10 protein-coding genes are annotated in these 18329 nt (G+C 34.4%); 2 read left to right on the forward strand and 8 right to left on the reverse strand.

Annotation, left to right across the window (positions count from 1 at the left end; all coding sequences use genetic code 11):
• Positions 1 to 78: 78 nt before the first annotated feature.
• The 8 genes from Q0829_RS12240 to Q0829_RS12275 form a co-directional block, all read right to left on the reverse strand.
• Entirely contained in the window at positions 79 to 972 is an 894-nt protein-coding gene (locus tag Q0829_RS12240; protein ID WP_298543139.1) for a hypothetical protein, read from the reverse strand.
• Between the two features lie 7 nt (positions 973 to 979).
• Positions 980 to 1912, reverse strand: a complete 933-nt coding sequence (locus tag Q0829_RS12245) for a hypothetical protein (RefSeq protein WP_298543141.1) — start codon at positions 1910 to 1912, stop codon at positions 980 to 982.
• A gap of 17 nt (positions 1913 to 1929) precedes the next feature.
• On the reverse strand, positions 1930 to 3546 hold the full coding sequence (locus Q0829_RS12250) for a SusD/RagB family nutrient-binding outer membrane lipoprotein (protein WP_298543143.1): 1617 nt from the start codon (positions 3544 to 3546) through the stop codon (positions 1930 to 1932).
• 18 nt (positions 3547 to 3564) lie between these two features.
• Entirely contained in the window at positions 3565 to 6795 is a 3231-nt protein-coding gene (locus Q0829_RS12255; RefSeq protein ID WP_298543144.1) for a SusC/RagA family TonB-linked outer membrane protein, read from the reverse strand.
• Between the two features lie 279 nt (positions 6796 to 7074).
• A complete protein-coding gene (locus Q0829_RS12260) occupies positions 7075 to 10353 on the reverse strand; it encodes a VCBS repeat-containing protein (RefSeq protein ID WP_298543146.1) in 3279 nt (1092 codons plus the stop codon).
• A gap of 71 nt (positions 10354 to 10424) precedes the next feature.
• A complete protein-coding gene (locus Q0829_RS12265) occupies positions 10425 to 12008 on the reverse strand; it encodes a RagB/SusD family nutrient uptake outer membrane protein (protein WP_298543148.1) in 1584 nt (527 codons plus the stop codon).
• Positions 12009 to 12020: 12 nt separating this feature from the next.
• The gene (locus Q0829_RS12270; protein ID WP_298543151.1) at positions 12021 to 15200 is read right to left on the reverse strand and encodes a SusC/RagA family TonB-linked outer membrane protein; all 3180 of its coding nucleotides are present in this window, start codon (positions 15198 to 15200) and stop codon (positions 12021 to 12023) included.
• Between the two features lie 369 nt (positions 15201 to 15569).
• A complete protein-coding gene (locus Q0829_RS12275; protein WP_298543153.1) occupies positions 15570 to 17264 on the reverse strand; it encodes a ShlB/FhaC/HecB family hemolysin secretion/activation protein in 1695 nt (564 codons plus the stop codon).
• Between the two features lie 184 nt (positions 17265 to 17448).
• On the opposite strand from Q0829_RS12275, the gene rpsL reads away from it, so the two are divergent.
• The gene (rpsL, locus tag Q0829_RS12280; protein ID WP_024770883.1) at positions 17449 to 17823 is read left to right on the forward strand and encodes a 30S ribosomal protein S12; all 375 of its coding nucleotides are present in this window, start codon (positions 17449 to 17451) and stop codon (positions 17821 to 17823) included.
• Positions 17824 to 17846: 23 nt separating this feature from the next.
• Positions 17847 to 18323: a 30S ribosomal protein S7 gene (rpsG, locus tag Q0829_RS12285; protein WP_027392555.1), complete on the forward strand. Its 477-nt coding sequence runs from the start codon at positions 17847 to 17849 to the stop codon at positions 18321 to 18323.
• The last annotated feature ends 6 nt before the right edge of the window (positions 18324 to 18329 follow it).

The raw sequence follows: 18329 nt of genomic DNA on the forward strand, positions 1-18329 counted from the left end.
ATTATTTTTAAATAGTAAAGGTTGTCTATAATTAGACAACCTTTACTGTTTTGGTAATGTTACTTCTTTTTTGGTATATTAAAGAGAAGTAACGGTATAAGTAGTTCCATCTTTTATAACACTTGCTATAGCTATTGATGCAGATGCAAAATCTCCATCTGAACCATCCCAAGTTTCAGATCCAGCGGGTAAAGTGCCAGTCAAGAAAGCTACAGTTCCGTCAGGTAGCGAATAGAATAGAGTATATTCTATAGCCTCCGTCGTTTGCGTGTCTACTGTGTTAAAAACCTGTACTGAAAAAACAAATTCTCCATCTGGAAAATTCGATGCTATTGCTAGTCTTTCATATCTACTTCCTGTTTGAGAAGGTGTTAGTGAACCAAGTCCAATAAGTTCTCCACTAAAATCAAGATCATTAGAAGGTGCTCCACTCCAGTCTACTAATAAATTCATATTACCATCTGCTGATACTGGAGGTAATTCATTATAAATAGTAATGTTTATTGGTTCAGAACTTAAAGCTGTATTATCGTTAGCTATAGGAGTAATTATGTCATCGTCCTCATCGTCCACATCTTCACCTTCATCTATAGTTACTAACCTCACTCCAGAAGCAGCAAGTGTAACTGTTTGAGGGATATATCCAACTCCACCATTTACATCTAGAGCAGTAATTGAACCTGAACCTGTTGTCGCGTTATCTTCTAGTCGTACTTGAGTAGTAGTAATAACAGCAGGAGATTTTGAATCAACCTGAATGATGGCATCACTAGAAAAGGATTGAGGAACGGTGATGTCAAAATTTAAATCACTCCCTACAGTAGTAATAGTACTTGCTGGAGTAAGAGTAGCTGTTACATTAACAGATGGTGCGTCTGGTAAAACGACATTATTTAGTTCATTATCCTCATCGCAAGAAGTAAATCCAGCTAAAATGATAGACAATGATAATATATATTTATAGTTTTTCATGATCATATTATTGTTTAGTTAAAACTAGAGTCCATACTCCTCCACAACAAGTTAATGTAACTGGCATAGTTAAGGTAGTGTCAGCAGTACAGTTAAGTGCTAAACCAGCTGGTGATGCAGCAAAAGCCCCATAGTCAGAATCAAAACCAATACCTCCTGCTCCAACAGGAAATGCAAGTCCTTCAGCTCCTAAGGACAATGCACCAGTTGAAGTGTCAACATTAACAACTAGGTCATCACCTCCTACAAATCCAAGAGAACCACCTACTACTGTAATTTGATTAGCACCTGGCCCTAAAACAACTTCTCTAGTTGGATCTGGATCACTTAATCCAAGTCCACCAACTAGTAAGTTAGTAGTTACATCATAATTACCAACTAATTCAGATATTTCAAACTGAGGGCATGCAAAGGTGAAATTAAATGCCATTGCATTTCTGTATACTCCAGTTAATAGATTGGCAGAAGTGTTACCTCCAGAAAGGATACCAGTATCGCCATCAAAAACAGGAATTTGTCCAGTAAATGCAACACCGTCATTTCTAACTGCTTCAGCTTGGAAAGCAAAGTTGTCACCAAAGCCTAATGAATTTAAAGGTACTCCTAAGGCATCAGCAATCATTTGAGCGCTAATGGTTAATGTAGCAGGAAAACTGTCAATTGTAATAAAATCTTCTACAGTGGCAATATTACCACCAACAGTAGCAATTAGGTCCAATGTATAGCTAGAAGTGTTTCCATTGACATCTTCTATTGGTAAGGAAAAGCTAGCTTCTGCAGGAACTGCGAAACTCACAGTAGGAGGAGCTACTTCATCCACAAAGCGTATAAACGCACCTTGCGAAGCTTCAAAATCTGGTAAAGGATTTTTACTATCATCGGTACATGAAATAATCATGGCAAATGACAATAAGACTAATATTTTATGTAAGTTTTTCATGTCTTTTGAAAATTAAATTAATCGATGAAGCCTGCAGGATTGTTATCCCAGAAAACTTGATCAGTAAGTAGATTAAAATTAAAATTAGGATTCACATTTACCTCATCTCCTGGTACTATAAATGATCTTGGAAATGGAGAAACATCAATTGGATCCTCAAGTTCAGGAAGTCCTGTTCTTCTGTAGAAGTTATACGCTTCTATACCATTACCATAGGTAGTAATGTAATACTGCTCTATAATAATAGTCTGTCTTTCTGCATCGGTAGTAGCAGCATCGTAGTCACTTAATACACCATTAACAAAACTATCTACATCAGTTGCACTTGGTGTAAATGCAGCTTCAGCATCTGCAGCTCCAAAAGCCATTACTTTAGCGATGTGATTTCTTACTCCTTGCTCTAAAAGAGTTCTAGGATCACCTGTAGTTCCTAAAGTTATAGCTGCTTCTGCCTGGATGAATTTTGCATAACTAGATAAAAGCATTGGATTGATTCCAGCTCCATTTAATCCTTGATTTAAAGTTCCTGGTGTATTATTATCATTGTCAAATGCTCCACCACCTGGATACACTCCGTAAATAGTTCTAGCTAAGTTGTCAGCTGGAATTCCTTGTGCATTAGCATGTTCTCTTCCCCAATAAAAGCCACCAATGTAACATTGAGCTAAAGTAGTTGTACACGGCAAATCATCACCAGTTGGATCAGTTAAAGATTGTCTATAGAAATAGTATCGTAACCTAGGGTCATCACTATTTCTCATTGTTCTCATTAAGTCATTACTCATATAGATGGCTGCACCTCCAGGAAGATAATTTTCCGTAAAATATGGGTGTCTACTTTCTGCAGGAGCACTGTCAGTTGTGTAATTAAATTGGAAATCATCACTTGCAGTTTCCATTAAATTACCACCTGCAATTAAGCTATTAATTCCAGTTGTTGCTCTAGTGGCATCTATATTACTAATTTGATTATACATTTTTAATTTTAATGTATTTCCGAATTTAATCCAATTCGTCAAATCTCCATTAGGAAAATACAAGTCGTTAGATATTACTCTACTAGTTTCTCCTTGCAATCCACTAATACTTTCATCAATCAATAAAAACATCTCATCATAAATCGCAACCTGATCATCAGGTGAAGGATTAAGAATTAATGGATCGTTTGCTTCGCTAAATGGAATATCTCCAAAAATATCTACAAACATAGTAAATGTATAGGCTGTTAGCAATCCTCCTATTGCTCTTTGTTGTACTAAATCTGGATTAGATTCAGCCAAAGATTCTAATAGCAATCTGTTTCCATTTATACGATAAGCTCTTGTCCAAACATTATCATCGGCAGGAGGAGCAAAAGCATTAAATGTAGTGTTTTCTATATTACTCTGATATGCGCCAAACATGTTAGCCAATCTCATAACAGTCGTGGCTTCATCTCTAACTCCCTCAAACAATCGATTTAAATCAATTTGCATTTGGTTTAAGATGAAGTTTGGATCGGCACTTTCAGGAGAAAGCGTATTTGGCGAAACTGTAAGGTCTAACTCTGTTGTATCACAAGATCCTAATAGAATGGCAACAGATGTAGCAAGCCCTACAAAGTATCTACTTATATTATTTTTAATTTTTTTCATTTTCAATTTAATTTGTTATTAAAAAGTAGCTTTTATGCTAAAAGAAAATCTTTTAGATGTAGGAGCAGTTTGGAAGTCTAATCCTTGACCATTACCAACACCTGTACTTAATACTTCTGGATCAAAATTAAGATATTCCGGGAAGTTGTAAGCTTTAAACCATATGTTTTGACCTGATAATGCGAATGAAATACTTCCGAAAGGAGTTTTTGCTAGCATTTCTTCTGATAATTTATATGCTAAGGTTACATCTCTTAATCTTAGTGTTGAACCATCAAAAACTTGACCTTCATTAGCTCTGAATACATTCTGGAAATAGATGTCATTTGCTCCAATTTGAACGGTGTTCTGTATTGGTTGTCCATTGGCATCTAAAACAGGAAGTCCTGTTGAAGGATCTCCGACAACACCTGGTAATATTGTTGTAGATTCTCTGTCTTCTGTATCTCTAGTAACTCCTCTTGTTAACAGGTTAGAGGCAGTGTTCGAAAGAATGTCACCACCGTGAGTATACTCTAACTGTGCAGATAGAGAAAGTCCTTTATAGCTAAACGTGTTAATAGTAGTCATTTTCCAGTCTGGATTTGGATCTCCAATAACAGCTAAATTGTCCTCAACAGGAACATCGTTACTCGTTAAATATCTTCCTTCTGTTGTTGAATTAGCTGCGTCTACTAGAATATTTCCATTTTCATCTCTTATATAATAAGTTCCTACAATCACACCTAGTGGTAAACCTTCTATAGCATAGTTACCTAATCCTCCGAATCCTGAAGTTAAAATTCTTTCTTCAGGAATCTCTACAACTTCTGTTTCAAAAGCAGTGAAGTTATTTTGTATGTTCCAAGAAAAAGAATCTGTTTTTATAGGTGTTAAACCTAAGGCAATTTCTATACCTTCTCCATCAATTTGACCAGCATTAAAAAACTGTGCTGAAAATCCTGTAGATGGAGCTAAATTTCGTTGTAAGATTTGATCTTTTGATACTCTGGAATAAACACTAGCATCTAATGTTATTCTGCTGTTAAAGAAGTTTGCTTCAATACCCAATTCTATTTCTCTATGTAATTCCGGCTTTAAGTCCGGATTAGCTAAAAATCCAGAATTTGTATTGGTAGTTGTTGGATTATTAGCACTACCAAAAGCATTAGCTGTAGAATTTAATTGTTGAGCTGTTCTAAAGAGTGTTGGGAAACCTGCTGATGTTGCATAACCTCCACGTAATTTTAGAAAATTAAGAACATCACCTCTTAAACCTTCAAATGCTGAAGTCGGTATGAAAGATAAAGATGCACTTGGATAGAATATTGATCTATTTTCTGGTTGAACATTTGATACCCAGTCATTTCTTCCTGATACCGTAGCATATAAGAAATCGTTGTAATCTACCTTAACTTCTCCAAAGAAACCTACTACGTTTCTCTCGTCATTAAATTGTAAATCTACACCAGTTACAGGGTCAAGACTATTATGATTAATATAGTTATCATGATTTTGTCGTCCAAAAACTACTTGATTTGTACTCGCGATTCCGTCTCTTGAAAATTCATCTCTTCTACTTTCAAATCCAACAAGTGCTCCAAATCTAAAACCACCTGAACGATAGTCATCAAAATTTAAGATTGCTCTATGATTTAAAATCTCGTTCGTAGATGTAGTAGTTCTTAAATAACCTACTTGATATTCTGCTCTTGCAACTGCTCCTTTGTTTACAGAAAAACGTTGTAAGTCTGAATATGTATCAATACCAAAAGTATATTGTAAGTTGATATGGTCATTAAAAGTATACCCAGCATTAAAAGAACCAAATGTTCTTCTAGTATCTGATGAAGTACCTGCATTATCAAGTAACCAATATGGATTCTCAATATCTGGTCTGTAGTAAACACTAGAACCATCAACTGGATTTTGGAATGGTAAATTTGTTAAATCTATATTTCTAGGAATAAATAATAATCTTTGAAAAATAGTAAGTGCTCCAATACCATTACTTGCACTAATAGGAGGAGTACTAAGTGTTGTGTTAACATAGTTAAGAGTACCACCTACATTAAAATTGTTTGATAATTTTAGGTTACCACCAATACTAAAGCTGTTTTTTCTTAGATTATTGCTTTCAATATATCCATCCTCGTCAGTATTGTTATAATTGATACTCAAGTTTCCTTTTTCATTAGCACTTGTTACACCAACCGAAGTAGATCTACCAATACCAGTTCTAAAGAAATCTTTAACATTGTTTTCAGCAGCTTGGTAAGGAATTTCTATTCCAAAAAACTGAGGGAATAATTGGTCAAACCCTGGGTTTCTTCCATTAGCATATGGATGAATTACAGTATCTATGTCAGAAAATGCAGCACCCCAGTTACCTACGAATCCTGGATTAAAAGCTTGATCAGCTCCTTGTCCATAAGTGTTTTGAAATTCAGGTAAATTAGATATTTGAGTTATATAAGTTGTGTTAGAAAAATTAACCTCAAATTTTTTGTTACTTTTCTGAGTAGAACCTGCTTTTGTAGTAATTAAGATAACTCCGTTTCTACCACGAGATCCATATAAATTGGCTGCACTTAAACCTTTAAGAACACTGATGTTTTCAATGTTATCCGGGTTTAAGTCAAGAGTACGGTTACTTGTATTTGTAGTACCAGATGTAAAACCACCTGTTGTATTAGGAGCAGATTCAAAAGGTACACCATCTACTATATATAGTGGTTGGTTACTACCAGTAATGGATACACTAGTTCTAATGAATACATTTGTTGCACTACCTGTAGCACCACCAGCTCCTGTAATTTGCACACCAGGTATTTTACCGTTTAATGCTCTATTAATATCAGATTCAGGTTTTTGCTCAATTTCATCACTTTGTACTACAGTAACGGCATATCCTAAAGATTTTTTCTCTCTTCGGATACCTTGTGCAGTAACTACTACTTCTTCTAAGGTAGCAGCATCTTCAGAAAGTTGAACGTTGATGGTTTCTCCATCTCCAACGACAACTTCTTTTGTTGTAAAACCTAGATAACTAAATGCAAGAACAGCTCCTCTGTTTACTTCAATAGTATAATTACCATCAAAATCAGATTGCGTACCCTTACTAGTACCTTTTACAACGATATTTACCCCTGGTAATGGTAGACCACTATTGTCGGTCACATTACCTGAGATCGTTTTTTCTTGTGCAAACGTTAGTTGCACTACAAACGCCAGCAATAGCGTTAGAATTCCTCTAAACTTTGTTCTCATTTTATAATTTATTTGAATTAGCCAATGCCAAAAATCACAATAAAATCTTTATAAAACAACTTTTTAATCCTAAATTTTAAAATATTGTTAAAGAGATGTGTTAAAATAGGAAACCCTCCTATAACGTTGTAGTAGAAGGGTTTTGATGATTTTGTTCATATGTTTGATGAACTTTTTTATATGTTTTAGTATTTTTTGAATGGTTTTTTATTTAATCTCTTTCTTTCGGAAAACCTTAGTTTTAAAATGGTTATGTTTCTTTGTGACGTAATTTAAGTGTTATTTGGTTTTAAGGTTGATTTTATACATTAATAAGCTGTCATCATTAGCAAGAGAGATTAGGTATTCTTTATCCTTATGTTTAATTAATCTTAATTTTTCAATCTGTTTTTTTAATGAATTTATACTCATTTCCGGTAAAGGTTGGTATTTTATACTGGAAACTTCTTTGTTTTGGTGGATTAAAAAGTTAGTATCAGCGTTAAGAACTCCATGGTATGTATTGAGGCCATTAAAATTACCAGCAGTTAATAATTGATTGCTACCTGTTTTATAGAAATCATATTTTAGAAAACAATTTATTGGCGATAATTGGAGTGTAGGATGGAATTCTTTGAAGTCATTAAAGTTATTTCCGTTGTTTATGATATAGCCGCTAGCCAATGTGTTTATTTTGTATATGATTATAGGAGAAGAAATATTAAGCTTTTTTATGATGTCTTCAATTGTTTCGTTAGCATAGCTTTTGTAATCTCTGTATAATTTATTGATAATAGGTAATTGTGATGCTAATTCATCTTTAGAGTTTATTGGGTAATATTTCTGGTTAATTGGATAGGCTAGAATTGTTTCTTTTTTACCGTTTTGATCAAAATCGGCATAGTACATTCTAATAGGAGCTTCAGGTGTTGCTTTAAATTTAGTGTTCAAACCCCAGTTGCCCAGCATAATGTCTTGGTCCCCATCATTATCGATGTCATAAGATGTTATAGATTGCCATAATCCTTTTAGGGTTTTTAATTCTTTGATTTCTCTTAATTTTCCTAATTGATTTATGTATACTCTTGGGTAATCCCATTCCGAGGCTATTAATAAATCTTTTATGCTGTCATTATTGATGTCTCTCCAAGTGGCATCTGTAATCATAGTTTTGACAATGAAATCAGTGTCTTTTTCAAATATACCGTTACCTTTATTTTTAAGTATGTAAGATGTTGTCTTTGCGCCAAAACTTTTTGGATTTGATTTGTTTCCTATAAAAATGTCGATATCTCCATCTTGGTCATAATCATAAGGTTTTAAAGTAGCTGTGTTTGATAAGTTTATAGGTAGGTTGTTGCCTTTTTTGAAAACACCACTTCCATTATTAATGTATATTCTATCATTTTGATATATAGAATCTTTTTTCGCAATAATACCTGATGCTATTAACAAGTCTTTGTCATTATCATTGTCGATGTCTATAAAGATTGCATCAACATCTTCGCTTATAGAGTCTTTTTCGATCTCTGGGATGGCTGTTTCTTTGTAACCTCTAGAAGAGCTGATAAACAACTTAGATTTTTTATAAGAAGCACTTCCAATAAAAATATCATCTATTCCATCGTTGTTGATGTCGCTTATTGCGATAGCCGGACCTTGAGTGGAAACTTTATAAGGAATCAGTTTGTCAATGTCAAAATCGTTATACTGATCTTCTTGATGTTTATATGTAATTAAATTTTCTTTTGTAAATAAAGAAGGTTTGTTTTTTGTTTTGCCAGATAAGGGTTTAGCACTATTATTATAATTAATAACGATATTATTGGAAGAAGTTTCGGGAATAAGTTTTTGTTTTGTTCGGTTAGGCCATACAATCACAATGGAGTCTGTTTTATCATTATTAACTAAACCAAAATGAAGTTTTGGTTCCACGGAAGAAATAAATCCTCTTGAAGAAAAGAGTTGCTTGTATTGATTGGTTTTTTTGGTGTATAAGTATGCTTTAGAACCAATGCCTAATTTGTTAAGTTTTGTGTAGTTAAGTTTTATAGATAGGCCAGAGTTGTTATTTGTGAAATTGGAATTGTTTTCATAGACGCTAACGTTATTATTGAGGTTATTAGTGATAATGTCTAGATCTCCGTCCAGATCTAGGTCAGCATATACGGCACCATTTGATAGAGAAGGAGTGTTTGTAATCCAATTTCCTGTTCTGTTTACAAAGATTTTAGAATTTCCTTCAAATATTTGATTTGGAGCTTCTCCAGTTGGCATAACAGCTAATGATTTAATCAGCCAATCATTATTACTCTTATTCTTAGATTTTGTTTTAAATGAATTAGAGAGATATCGCATAAAGTCTAGATTGTTTGGTCTTTTGGAGACTCCATTTGTTACGAATAAATCTTGATGGCCATCATTGTTGAAGTCGGCAAAAAGTGGAGACCAACTCCAATCGGTAGCGGCTACGTTATTATATAGTCCTGTCTCGGTGAAATGAGTTCCATTATTGTTTAATTGGAGCATATTTCTTGCATACTGCTTTTGGTACCCTTGTTTAGTAAGGAAATCCTGGGTGTTGTATGAAATGTCTCCTTCTGATTCCTTTAATACTTTTTCATCATTTGGAAGCATGTCCAATGTAATCAGGTCTTGATATCCATCGTTATTTATATCTGCTACATCGCTACCCATAGAAAATCTGCTGGTATAGGCGAAATTTTTAGATAGCTCATTCCTAAAAGTTCCATCTCCATTGTTTATGTAATAATAGTCATCTTCATGAAAATCATTACAAACATATATATCATCCCACCCGTCATTATTAAAATCTGCAATTGCCGCACTTAGTCCATATCCATTTGCTCCTCCGTAAATCTTAGCTTCGAGACTTACGTCTTTAAAAAAGGAATTGTCATTTCTTAATAATCGATCTCCTATAAAGTCAACTCTTTTTTTTCTGATATAGGAAGGGCCATGGGAGGTTTTGGTGTGTAATGCGTGGTTTACTATATACACATCTAGATCATCGTCTTTATCGTAATCAAAAAAATATGCTTGTGTTGCGTATCCTTTAAGGTTTAATCCATATTTTTCTGATTCTTCGGTAAAGGTTCCATCTCCATTGTTAATGAATAATTCATTATTGCCATTAAATCCTAGTATTTTGGTAACTGCACAAACATAGATGTCAAGCAAGCCATCTCCGTTAATATCGACCATTGTAGAGCCAGTATTCCAATCAGAGTTTCCGCCGGCACCTGATTTTTCAGTAATATCTTTAAATTTTAAATCACCTTGATTTAGATAAAGTCTGTTTTTACCTCTATTGGAAGTAAAGTAAAGGTCAGGTAACCCATCGTTATTAATGTCTCCAACAGATACTCCGCCTCCATTATAATAATATAGGTAATTCACGATGTTGTATCTGCTGTCTTCTAAGATGTTGTTCTGAAAGTTTATTCCTGTAGATTCGTGATCCAGTTTTGAAAATAACAAGGAAGGTTGTAAAGTTTCTTTTTCAGTGCACGAAGCTAAGAAAAGGATCCATATCAGAATTTTAAAGATATTTTTCATTACTTAAAAGTAAAAAAGAGGCTGTTTATAAACAACCTCTTTTATTGTGTAAAAAAGTTTAACTTATTTTATTATTCCAAAGATGAAGGAATATTATTAAAATCTGATTCGAATGCAGGTACAGGCCAATATTCCAGATATCCATAATTAATGGTAGCATTTGTGTTTAATACAGCATTTTGATCCAGTACACGTGCTCCTGTTCTGGAACCGGATGCTATACCATAACGACGGGCGTCATAAAAGGAAACAGCTCTAAAAATTAGTGCTAAACGACGTTCTTTCCTAATTTCCTCTAAAGCTAGATCCTGAGTTAAACCTGTTCCAACTGTTGCAGCTAATCCTGATTCTTGAAGGGTTCTTACAGCATCTAAATGAACAAGACCGCCTTCGATATCATTGGTTCTTACTTTGGCTTCTGCTAAAAATAATTGATTTTCTTCAAAACTACCTGCATAATACATTGCTATTTCTTCATCTTCATTCGATTGAATTGGCGATTCTTCCTGCCAAAAATAAGAGGCTCCATATTGTATTCCTCTACCCCTTTGGTTAGGGAAAGGAAATCCATCATCTGGGTCTTGAATAAAGTACTCGTCGAACCTCTCATCTCCAGGATTTATATCTTGTATTAAACGGTCACTCGGAAAGTACCAAAAACCTAACACCGCAGAAGGTAACCAACCATTCGCAATAAACGAGGATTCTGATCTCATGACAAAAGCATTGTCATTTAAGGAAACACCATTGCTAGCTAAGGTAATCACTTCATTCCAATCAGCAGCACTCATATCAGCAACCTTTGTGTTGTATACTAGATTTCGAACTCTTAAGGTGTTTATGTTCTCGAGTAAACCAGCTTTACCTAAGCTTCCTATATGACTAAGGAAGAAGGATGTAAAAGTGCTATTAAAATCGCTATCGTTTGTAACACTGTTTAAAAGAGATTCTAATTCGTCTAATAAAGAGTTTGATTTTGTAATTATTGCAGTATTTGTAACAAATGCTGTACTTGGGATAGAAGTGGGGTTTGTTATTAATCCACTATCATTGATTACACCAAGTTCGTATAGTGATCCTAACCTGCTGTAAGCATATGCTCTCCACCATAAAGACCAGGCAAGAAAAGCGTCTTTGGTAACATCGTCAGCGGGAAGTTCTGGTAATGCTTCCGCAATAGTATTACTTTGTACTATAACGCTATACATGTCTCTCCATTCATATTGTAAGGCATTATCACTACCAGCATCTCGGGTGTTTCTGATTGCGATCTCGCCAGGTTGAGGCCCTCCTGCAGGAGGAGTAACAACAGTTCCATCGTCTAAAACAACAGATTCTGTTTGATTTATCCATCTTCCACCAAAATTACCCCAAGGCATGGTAAGTACATCTCCCATGGTTTCATGATATCCATAGGTAAACCATAGCATAGGACTTTCTTTTTCTGGTCCTACACTCTCGAAAACATCTTCAGAAGAAATAAAATCATAAATTCCTTTAGAAAAAGTAGTTAATCCATCAACATTTCTTAATGAAGCGACAGTCGGTAGATTGTTATCTACTGGGTCAATGTCCGTGTCAAGGATATTATCCTGACATCCTGTTAAACAGGTTAGTATTAATATAAATACTATTGAGTTAAATAAACTTTTCATAGTTTTTATTTTTTAGAATGTAAGATTTAATCCAAAATTATAGCTCTTTACGTTTGGGTGCGTAAATTCATCAAATCCTCTTTGGAAGGTGTTTCCAAAGCCTCTTGCTGCTTCAGGATCTAAACCTTTGTAATCTGTTATAGTTATAAGATTTCTTCCTGAAACAGTCAAGTTTATTTGATCGAAGGTGTCTGTCTTAAGTAACTTGTTAATTTTAAATCTAAGGCTAATATCTCTGAACCGTATAAATGATCCATCTTCTACGAATTCTGAAGTAGGTACATTTGTGTTATAAAGAGATGTGTAATAACTTACGAAAGCACCTGTTTGAACCGCCCCGGTAGGATCTTCAATAGAAACAGGTACAGCGGTGTCAGCATGCAATCCATTGTTGTATAACCATTGTCTTGCTCTATTGTATACATCTAAACCTTCGAACCAGTCAATTTGGAATGATAACCCTACAATATCGTTAAATAAGGAAATGTCATTTAAGAAAGTTAAAACAAAATCTGGTTGTGTACTACCTCTTACTTCTTTGTCTGGGCCAATAACTACGTTACCAGTATTCTTATTTACAACGTAACCTGAGCTTGCTATGGTAAAATCATCTACATCAGCTGCTGGGATAATTCTATTTCCGCTATTATCTACGGCATCAAGGCTGGTAATAACAGGGAAAACCGAAAATGTACCAATCTCTTCACCTTCTTGTAAAACAAAGTTATCATTAACCACTACAGGAAGTCCATTTTCTATTCTGTCTAATGTGGCTGTAGATTTTGTGAAACGTACCCCGAAATCCCATTTGGTTTTTTGAGAATTATACATGCTAACATCAATAGAGGCTTCAATACCATCACTACTAATGTCATAAGAGTTATCGAAAACTGCAGATCCACCAGTACTTGTAGGGATTCCTAAATCAAAAATAGCTCCTTCCGTTTTACGGTCAAAATAATTAATAGAACCATCAACTCTATTAAACCAAGTGCCTTCACTAGGGATAAAGGTATAGTCAAAACCAACTTCAGTTTCCTGAGATGTTTCAACTTCAAGATCTGGATTAGCAACTGTAGAAGGAATACTAGATAAAGCTTCACTACCTACTGTTGTTAAAGCAAACGTAAAGATGTTTTGGCTAAATAGCGGTTGTATACCTGCTTCACCATAAGCAGCTCGTAACTTTAATGAGTTCACAACGCTAGAATCAAAAAGTTCTGCAATATTGAAATACGCATCAGCACGTGGGAATGTAAAGTCTAAGCCATTCCCGAATCTATTCGAGAAATCTCTTCTAAAACCACCTGAGAACCCAAATAATGATTGGTAATCAAATTTTTGGTTGATTAAAAATCCATAGGTTCTAAAAGGAGATTCAAGAAAACCATTGAAGGTTTTCACAACAGCTTGGTTTATATTAAAAGAGCCAAAAGGTCCTGCAGGAAGGTTTGTACCCGTTACAAGAGTTTGTCTCAATTCTTGATCTCTCCAGTCAAAATTAAAAGTCGTAGTAGATGTGATTGGCACATTCAGTTTTAAGTCTTCCTCGAAATCTAGTGTTAGATTTGCTGATAACAATAAGTTTTGAAAATACTCTTGAGTATCTACCTGGTTTATGATTCCTGTAATGTTTGTAGGGATCGAACCTGATTGTAAATGGCTACTTTGGTTTTCTTGAAAGAAAGTAAAGTTCTGTGTGTAGGTATCATATCCATATTTCATGTTTAATGAAAGCACCTTCAAAGGTTTGTATATCAAGTCAAAATTAGCAAGATAACGGGTGATGTTATCTTGTCTTGTTTGAGTTTCTCTAAAGAAAAAAGGATTAATAGAATTTGGATCAGTTGCATCAGGAGAAACCGTTAAGTCACCGTCAGAATTTCTATTAAAGAAATTTACGTGAGGTAAATTCTGAAATACATTATTGATTAGGTTACTTGCATTTGCATTGTCTGTATTAGTTCCTGTGTCATTGGTGCTATTAATAACATCAAATCGGGTGTTTATTTTTATTTTTTTGCCCAAATCAAACCCTAAGTTTAATCGCGCATCATATTTTATGTATTTGCCTTCAACGAGAACACTTTCCTGCTCTGATCGATTACCTGAAACTAAGTATGTGATATTTTCGGATCCTCCAGAAACTGTTATTCCTGTAGTAGTATTAAATGCGTCGTTAAATAAAATATCGGATGCCAAAAAGATTGGTTCTGCGAATGGTGTGTCATTAATACCTTGTGCTCCAAGCATGGTTCCATTTACATCTCTTTCGTTTGGATCAACTGCCAGATATTGAGCGTTCCCATTGAGATTCGTAACAGGAGTTCCGTTTAGGTCGATTAAGAAACCATCTGAATTGGTCGAATAATGATGTAAAGTTGCTCTATTTGCGTCGTCATTTGTAATTGCAGAGGCGATACTAACGTTAGATCTAATGGATACTTTTGGAGCTCCAGCTTTACCTTTTTTAGTAATAATATTAATAACACCATTAGCACCCTGAGCACCATAGATGGTACCAGCCGCAGCACCTGAGATTGTTTCTACTCTTTCTACGTTAGTGAAGTCAATATCTGCCAAACGAGAACTCTGATTGGAGGCACCACCGACACTAGTTTGAGAGGTGGAAACTTGAATTCCATCAATTAATATCATTGGTTGAGAAGAGTTCAAGCTATTGATTGACCGGAGTATTATATTTTGTTGTTGTCCGGGTTGACCTGTTGTAGACTGGATAATGGTACCAGCAATTTTACCTTGTAAGGCCTGATCAACTGATTGGGCGCCTTGAACCTGTAAATCTTCAGCCTTAACTGAATTTACTGAAACACCTAATTTGCGTTTGCTTGTTCCCGAGGCAACACCAGTTACTACTACTTCTTCAAGAGCTGCCGCATCTTCCGAAAGTTGAACATTAATTTCATTGTTACTTCCAACGGTAACTTCTTTAGTAGCAAAACCAAGATAACTAAAAGTTAAGACTGCTCCAGAGCTAACATTTATAGTGTATTGACCGTCAAAATCTGACTGAGTTCCACTATTTGTTCCTTTTACCACTATGTTTACTCCGGGTAGAGGTATGCCAGTGTCGTCTGTAACTTTACCCGTTATAGTGCTTTCTTGCGCAAACGAGATTTGTGTGACCAATGCTAGAAAAAGCATCAGAATTCGATTTGTTTGTGATTTCATTATTGTTTTAATTATTAGAATTAGCCTGTTCCAAAATTCTTAATAATATCTTAATAAAACAACTTTTATTTGGTTTGAAATCAAATTATTACCCTTATTGGGTTAAAATAATGCGAAATCTTGATTAAGTTTTAGTGTTCGGTGTTTTTGTGCTAATTTTTTAACCTTTGTTTCTGGAGTGTTGTCGGTATTGGATTTTCTTGTTGTTTTCGTTGTTGTGTCTTAATGGGAATCAGTTTGTTTTTTATGTATTTAGATGGGTTAAGTGTTGATAGGTAGTCTTGTTATTTTATTGAATTTCAGATTTAGTGTTTATTTGTAATGTTGTTGTTGATTTTTTAATTCTAATGAGGTTGCTAATTGTTTTTTTTAGAAGGTTGCGTTAAGGCTAATATGAACTTTTGTGTTGGAGAATTTGAAGTTTGAATCACTGTTTTTTCCATTTGCAAATATTATTCTAAATAACCCTGTTTGGGTATTTAGTCCCAGACCAAATCCAAAGCTTGTGAGGTTGTCAGATATTTTGGAACTTTCATCTTCGAAATAGGAATAGTCTATAATAGAATGAATGTATAAGTTTGGTGATAGTATGTATTGATATTCTGTGTTTAATACATTAAATAAAGATGCATTGATACTATTTTCTTCAAAACCCCGTATCGAATTGATCCCTCCAAATCTGAATAGTTCATTTGTAAAAAGGTTGTCCGAAAAAATTGCAGAAGCAGTGTTTTTTAATAAAATAGAGTTTCTTTGGTTTAGCTCAAAAGTATAGCTAATATCAATGCTTCCTTTTATTTGATCGAGACTTTCTGTGTTCGTTTTTCTGTTGCCAAACTCTCCTGTAATAGCGTATTTGTTTTTGATAGGGAATAAGCTGTTGTTTTGCCTTCTGGTGTGGTTAAAACCAGCTGTGAAGAATGACGATGAATAGTCTGTAATGTTTAAAGATGGTTGAGGGATGTCGAGAAGATTGTTTGAGGAGATAGCCTTGTATCCTATAAAAACACTCTTCTTGTCATTAACAAGGTAGTTAAGGTTTGCTTTCTGTTCTGTAATTAAAAAACTAGAATCTTTTTTAAATATATCTAGACCAGCTTCAATTCCAATAGGTGTTTTTAAAATGTAAGGTAATGAAATGTTAGCCTGAAACCTTTGCTGTTCATTCCCATCACTTTTGTAGATAAGGTTAAGTCGTTCTCCAAAGTTTAGATTGTTGATTAAGTCTAAATTTAAATATCCATTTAATTCCAGATTGCCGGATTCAGTATCAGAGGAAAACCCAAGAAAGCCATCAAAAGTATTGGCGGATTTTTTTTCAAGATATAGGTATACTTTGGTGGAGTCCTTTTCAAATAAAACTTCAGGGGGTTTAATGTTTTTTGCAAAACCTAAATTGTCAATTTTCTTAGATTTTTCGATTACGCTGTTTTTTTTGAAAACAGTTCCTTTTCGTATCCTGCTGTTATATTTTAAATACGAATATGGGAATTTACTGTATCCTTTGATGATAATATCGTCAATTGTTCTGGTATTGCTTTTTGAGCTTATGAGTTGTGCGAATATCTCGTTGTTGGTTTTTTTGATCTTTGAAAGAGATAGGTTGCTAAAGGTATTTCCTTGGTTAACAAGATAGTTTGTTAAAAACTGAAGTGTTTCTTCTGTTTTTTCAAATGGAATAGAGAATTGATTCTCTGTTAAAGTAGGTGATATTTCGTTTAGAATTTCTTTTGGGATTAATTCTTTATCATAATAAATAGTTAGTTTACTGTATTTTTTATTCAATTCGAAACGAGCAGTAAAGGAAGAGTCTGATGTTTTTTTTAGGTCGAGGAATTTAGCGTCAAGATGTCCTGATTTTAATATTTTTTTTTGAGTAACCTCGACCTCGTTTTTTAAATCTATAAAATTCTTAAAGTGTTTTGTGTATTGAGTGCTATCTATTTTTAATGTTTCTATAGAATCTTTTCCTTTGATAGAAAGATGTAAAGTAGGGTTTTGTGCACTACAAAATGAATGTATACATATATTAAGGAGAAGAAGATAGAATAAAGATGTTTTCAATTTGCTTTTTAATAGTGCTAAAATAACGGAAAATAGAGGGATTTGTTACGGTTTAATAATATCATTTTAAATCTATTTGAAAATTAATGCATTAGGATTTGAATTGCTCAAAAATATTTCTACCTTTGCAGCCCTCATAAAAGAGGTATTTTAAAAATATTTTAATAATAGTGTAAAGCAAATTATGCCAACAATTTCACAATTAGTAAGAAAAGGTAGAGCCAAAATAACTAAGAAGAGTAAATCGGCTGCTTTGGATTCGTGCCCGCAACGCCGCGGTGTTTGTACGCGTGTTTATACTACTACACCAAAAAAACCAAATTCAGCTATGCGTAAAGTAGCGCGTGTTAGGTTAACAAATGGTAAAGAAGTAAACGCATACATCGGAGGAGAAGGTCACAATCTACAAGAGCACTCGATAGTATTAGTTAGAGGTGGAAGGGTAAAAGATTTACCAGGAGTTAGGTATCACATTGTTCGTGGAGCTTTAGACACCGCAGGTGTTGAAGGAAGAACGCAACGTAGATCTAAGTATGGTGCAAAACGCCCTAAGAAGTAATTAAAAAACTTTAAGAAGAAGACATGAGAAAAAGAAAGGCTAAAAAAAGACCTATTTTGCCGGATCCACGTTTTAACGATCAATTAGTGACTCGTTTTGTAAACATGATGATGTGGGACGGAAAAAAATCGGTTGCTTTCAAAATTTTCTATGATGCTATTGATATCGTAGAAGAGAAAAAACAAAACGAAGAAAAAACTGCTTTGGAAATGTGGAAAGATGCGTTGTCTAACGTAATGCCACACGTAGAAGTAAGAAGCCGTCGTGTTGGAGGGGCTACCTTCCAGATTCCTAACCCAATTAGACCTGATAGAAAGATATCTACCGCTATGAAGTGGTTGATTCAGTTTTCTCGTAAGAGAAATGAAAAGTCTATGGCTCAAAAACTTGCTGCAGAGATTATTGCTGCAGAAAAAGAAGAAGGAGCTGCGGTTAAGAAAAGAGTAGATACTCATAAGATGGCTGAAGCAAATAAAGCATTCTCACACTTTAGATTTTAATCACGA

Origin of the sequence: uncultured Aquimarina sp., from assembly GCF_947492405.1 — a bacterium.
Classification (GTDB): domain Bacteria; phylum Bacteroidota; class Bacteroidia; order Flavobacteriales; family Flavobacteriaceae; genus Aquimarina.

Bases quoted from the DNA above. Each gene is read 5' to 3' on its own strand.
- Q0829_RS12255 (WP_298543144.1), bottom strand. From the start codon at position 6,795: ATGAGAACAAAGTTTAGAGGAATTCTAACGCTATTGCTGGCGTTTGTA.
- Q0829_RS12270 (WP_298543151.1), bottom strand. From the start codon at position 15,200: ATGAAATCACAAACAAATCGAATTCTGATGCTTTTTCTAGCATTGGTC.
- Q0829_RS12240 (WP_298543139.1), bottom strand. From the start codon at position 972: ATGAAAAACTATAAATATATATTATCATTGTCTATCATTTTAGCTGGA.
- Q0829_RS12260 (WP_298543146.1), bottom strand. From the start codon at position 10,353: ATGAAAAATATCTTTAAAATTCTGATATGGATCCTTTTCTTAGCTTCG.
- Q0829_RS12265 (WP_298543148.1), bottom strand. From the start codon at position 12,008: ATGAAAAGTTTATTTAACTCAATAGTATTTATATTAATACTAACCTGT.
- Q0829_RS12250 (WP_298543143.1), bottom strand. From the start codon at position 3,546: ATGAAAAAAATTAAAAATAATATAAGTAGATACTTTGTAGGGCTTGCT.
- rpsG (WP_027392555.1), top strand. From the start codon at position 17,847: ATGAGAAAAAGAAAGGCTAAAAAAAGACCTATTTTGCCGGATCCACGT.
- rpsL (WP_024770883.1), top strand. From the start codon at position 17,449: ATGCCAACAATTTCACAATTAGTAAGAAAAGGTAGAGCCAAAATAACT.
- Q0829_RS12245 (WP_298543141.1), bottom strand. From the start codon at position 1,912: ATGAAAAACTTACATAAAATATTAGTCTTATTGTCATTTGCCATGATT.